At 66.3% G+C, this 3,868-nt stretch carries 3 protein-coding genes; 1 reads left to right on the top strand and 2 read right to left on the bottom strand.

Annotated features, from left to right (window positions below; genetic code table 11):
• Nucleotides 1-50: 50 nt before the first annotated feature.
• Entirely contained in the window at nucleotides 51-980 is a 930-nt protein-coding gene (locus ACYSM9_RS21675; RefSeq protein ID WP_461859010.1) for an NAD(P)-dependent oxidoreductase, read from the bottom strand.
• 60 nt (nucleotides 981-1,040) lie between these two features.
• On the opposite strand from ACYSM9_RS21675, the gene ACYSM9_RS21670 reads away from it, so the two are divergent.
• Nucleotides 1,041-2,105 (top strand): D-2-hydroxyacid dehydrogenase, encoded by a 1,065-nt coding sequence (locus tag ACYSM9_RS21670; RefSeq protein WP_461859009.1) that lies wholly within the window; start codon nucleotides 1,041-1,043, stop codon nucleotides 2,103-2,105.
• A gap of 169 nt (nucleotides 2,106-2,274) precedes the next feature.
• On the opposite strand, the gene ACYSM9_RS21665 is transcribed toward ACYSM9_RS21670, so the two are convergent.
• Nucleotides 2,275-3,621, bottom strand: a complete 1,347-nt coding sequence (locus tag ACYSM9_RS21665) for an MFS transporter (protein ID WP_461859008.1) — start codon at nucleotides 3,619-3,621, stop codon at nucleotides 2,275-2,277.
• Between the last annotated feature and the right edge of the window lie 247 nt (nucleotides 3,622-3,868).

Raw genomic sequence — 3,868 nt, 5'->3', positions numbered from 1 at the left:
GCTGGAACCGGTCACCAGGGCCACACGGCCCGTCAGGTCAAACAACGAACTCATGGTGCAACTGTTCCTTCCGCCGCTGCTGCGGCTTGTTGGCCGAGGTTGGCAATGGTCTGGCGTACGACGGCGAGGTCTTGGTCGCCCAGGCCCTGCCGCTTCAGTTCTGCATACAGTTCGACGCCGGCGGCCGCCATCGGCGTCGCCGTTCCCGCCGCGCGGGCGGCATCGAGGACAAAGGAAAGGTACTTGTGCATGAACTTGGCCGGGCCGGTGGGGGTGTAGTCCTTGCGGGCCAGCCGCGGGCCAACGACGTCGAGCACCCGGCTCCCGGCCAGGCCGCCGGACAGCACCTCAAACAGGGCCGCCGGATCGAGCCCGGAACGTTCGGCCAGTTCGGCAGCTTCGGCGAGGGCCGCCGTCGTGGTTCCCACCACCAGCTGGTTGCACGCCTTGGCCAGCGATCCTGCCCCCAGCGGGCCGAGGTGGCGGACCGTGGTACCCATGGTCCGCAACAGGGGCTCAACACTCTGGAACACCGCTGCGTCGTCGGCGCCGGCCATGATGGCGAGGTTGCCGTCCGCGGCTCCCTTCGTGCCGCCGCTGACCGGAGCATCGACCACGTGCACGTTGCCCTCGCTGAGCAGCCGGACACGCTGCCCAAATTCCTTGATGCCCGTGGGTGAGACGCTGCTCATGACCAGCACGACGGTGCCGGGCGCCGGCGGCTGCTGCTGCCAGCCCTGCAGCAGCCCTCCGGCCGCCTCCTCGATATGGGGCAGGTCCGGCAGCATGAAGATGATGATCGGCAGGTGGCGCATGTCGGCCACTGTGGCCGCAGCAGTCCCGCCACAGTCCGTCAGCCGGGCCACGGCCTCCGGGGAGCGGTTCCAGCCCGTGATGTGCCACCCATGGTTGATGGCGTTCGCGGCCATCAGGCTCCCCATCAGTCCCAGGCCCACGAAGCCCGCCTGTTTATCCTTCATGCCCAGCCTCACGTCATCGTCATCGATCGAAACTGTTCAATATTCTAGCCGCCATTCAGTATGATGAACACTATGACATCTGCACTTACCGTGGCCATTGCTGTCCCGCTCGAAGCAGAGCTTGTGGACCAGATCCGGGCCGTCGACCCTTCCGTAACCGTCCTGTACCAGCCGGACCTGCTGCCGCCGGAACGTTTTCCGGCGGACCATGCCGGCGACCCGGGCTTCCGGCGCACACCAGAGCAGGAGGAGCGGTATTGGCACATGCTCAACCGCGCCCAGGTGTTGTACGGGTTCCCCAATGAAGGCCCGGCAGGACTGGCACGCGTCGCGGCCGAAAACGGACACCTGCAGTGGGTCCACGCCATGGCGGCCGGCGCAGGCGGGGCCGTCAAGGCATCAGGACTGGACCAGGAGACCCTGCAGAAATTCCAGATCACAACCTCCGCGGGGGTCCACGCCCTGCCCCTGGCCGAGTTCGCCACCATGGGGATCCTCAACGGCTTCAAGCGCACCGCCGAACTGGTGCGGGACCAGCAGGCCAAATCGTGGCCCGAACTGCGTACGCCCACCCGGCTGGTCGGCGGGTCACGGCTTGTTGTGGCCGGCCTCGGGGAAATCGGCCTGGAGACGGCCCGCCTGGCGCGCGCCCTCGGAATGACGGTCAGCGGAACGAAGAGGACCGTGGAGCCCCTGGAGGGAATCGAGACCGTGACCGGCAATGACGGCCTCGCCGGACTCCTGGCCACGGCCGACGCCGTGGTGAACACCCTCCCCGGCACGCCCTACACCGAAAAACTCTTCAACCGGGACGTGTTTGCAGCCATGAAGCCGGGCACGGTTTTCGTGAATGTCGGACGGGGCACCGTCGTGGATGAGGAAGCGCTGCTGGAAGCCCTGGACAACGGGCAGGTCTCCTACGCCTGCCTCGACGTGTTCGCGGTGGAGCCGCTCCCCCTCGACAGCCCGCTGTGGAGCCACCCCAACGTGCTGGTGTCCCCCCACACGTCCGCCCTCAGTGCCGCGGAGAACCGGCTCATCGCCGGGCGCTTCTGCAGCAACCTGCGCACCTTCCTTGACGGCGGGGAACTGCCGCACCTGGTGGATACGGTCCACTTCTACTGAGCACCGCCTGCCGGCCGGCAATCCGGCCCGGCACCGGACGGCTGCGGCACACTCCTGGGCTGCCGCAGCCGTCCTTTTTGTTGCGTTTGCTGCCGCCGTGAACCGTCGCTTTCCGGGCATGGCAAGGGCCCGGCCGGATGGGACCGGCCGGGCCCTTGCCGTGGGGCAGCTAGCTGGCGTCCTCGACGAGGACCAGGTCACGCCCTCCCGTTTCCGGGGTGAAGAAGGTGGTGGCGAAGGAGATCAGCGCCAGCACCAGCGAGTAGAGCGCGGGGACGAGCCAGGAGTGGTTGGTGGCCGCCAGGAGCGCCACACCGACCATGGGCGCAAATCCGCCGGCAAAGACCGCGGAGATCTCCCGGCTCAGGGCGACGCCCGTGAAGCGGTGCTGGGAGCCGAACAGCTCGGGCAGGAGGGCGCACTGCGGGCCAAGCATGGACTGCACGCCCAGGGCGATGCCGACCACCATCACCACCCATACCAGGGTGACATTGCCGAGGGTCACCAGGTAGAACGCCGGCAGGGCAATCACAGCCTGGAACAGCGCACCGTAGCGGTACACCGGAACGCGTCCAAAACGGTCGGAAAGGGCGCCGAACGCGACCACCATGACCGCGGCGAAGGCCGCAGCAATCAACAGCCCGGTTGGGCCAACGAATTTGTCACCGGCAAAGACGCCGGCAGGCAGGCTAATGAAGGACACCAGCAGCGCGGAGTAGATGGAGGAATTTCCGTTCTCGCCCATCCGCAGGCCAATGCCCACCAGGACGTTCTTCCGGGAATGCTTCCAGATCTGGCCCACGGGATTCTTGACGACCGCCTTATGCTTCTCCAGTTCCTGGAAGACGGGGGTCTCCTTCAGGCGGAGGCGGATGAAGACGGCAATGGCGATCAGGATGACGCTGGCCAGGAAGGGCACTCGCCACAGCCAGCCCTGCAGGACGGCTTTGTCCGCCAGCGCCATGAGCGCGAATGTTCCGGCGCCGAGCAGGGTGCCCAGCTGGATGCCGACAAAAGGCAGGGAGGCGAAGAAACCACGACGGCGGCGCGGCGCCACCTCGGAGATCAGGGTGGTGGCGCCTGCCTGCTCGGCTCCGGCGCCGAGGCCCTGGAGGATGCGGAGGGCCACCAACAGGACCGCGCCGAGCATTCCGGCCTGTTCGAACGTGGGCAGGAGGCCGATGGCGAAGCTGGCCATGCCCATCAGGCCGATGGTGAGGATCAGGACCATCTTGCGTCCGAACCTGTCGCCGATGTGGCCAAAGACGACGCCGCCGAAGGGCCGGGCGGCGAAGCCCACTCCGTAGGTGGCAAAGGAAGCGATGACGGCGCCGCTCTCGCCCAATGGCGCGAAGAAGAGCGGGCCGAAGATTAGGGCGGACGCCAGGCCGTAGATATAGAAGTCGTAGTACTCCAGGGCGGAGCCCACGGAACTGGCAAGAGTTGCCCTTCGCAGCTGGTCCGCGTCGACGATGGTGCCGTCCGTGGTGTGCGGTGCATTAGTACGAGTTGTCACAAGAACTCCCTCATCACGCGCCAGGCCCCCGTTGGCCTTGGCGGGTCAGCGACAGCACCAGTAGTGCAGATCACTATGCTGAACAGAGTACAACATAATGGACAAGCGGCAATAGCTCTTTGCAAAATGGTCCGGAGGAAGTTCTTCCGGGCAGCTCCGCCTAGGAGACTGCTGAACTAATCGGTGGGTGTGGGGCGCGTCGGCTGGACTGGTGGGCCTGGTGGTTAAGACTGGTCGTATGCAGGGA

The sequence above is a fragment of the Arthrobacter sp. C152 genome (assembly GCF_054890965.1).
Note: the sequence above shows the minus strand (reverse complement) of the source record. Positions and strands in the feature narration are given on the sequence as shown.

What these genes read in the sequence shown, in the direction of transcription:
- ACYSM9_RS21675 (WP_461859010.1), bottom strand. Translation starts at nt 980, where the DNA reads ATGAAGGATAAACAGGCGGGCTTCGTGGGCCTGGGACTGATGGGGAGC.
- ACYSM9_RS21670 (WP_461859009.1), top strand. Translation starts at nt 1,041, where the DNA reads ATGATGAACACTATGACATCTGCACTTACCGTGGCCATTGCTGTCCCG.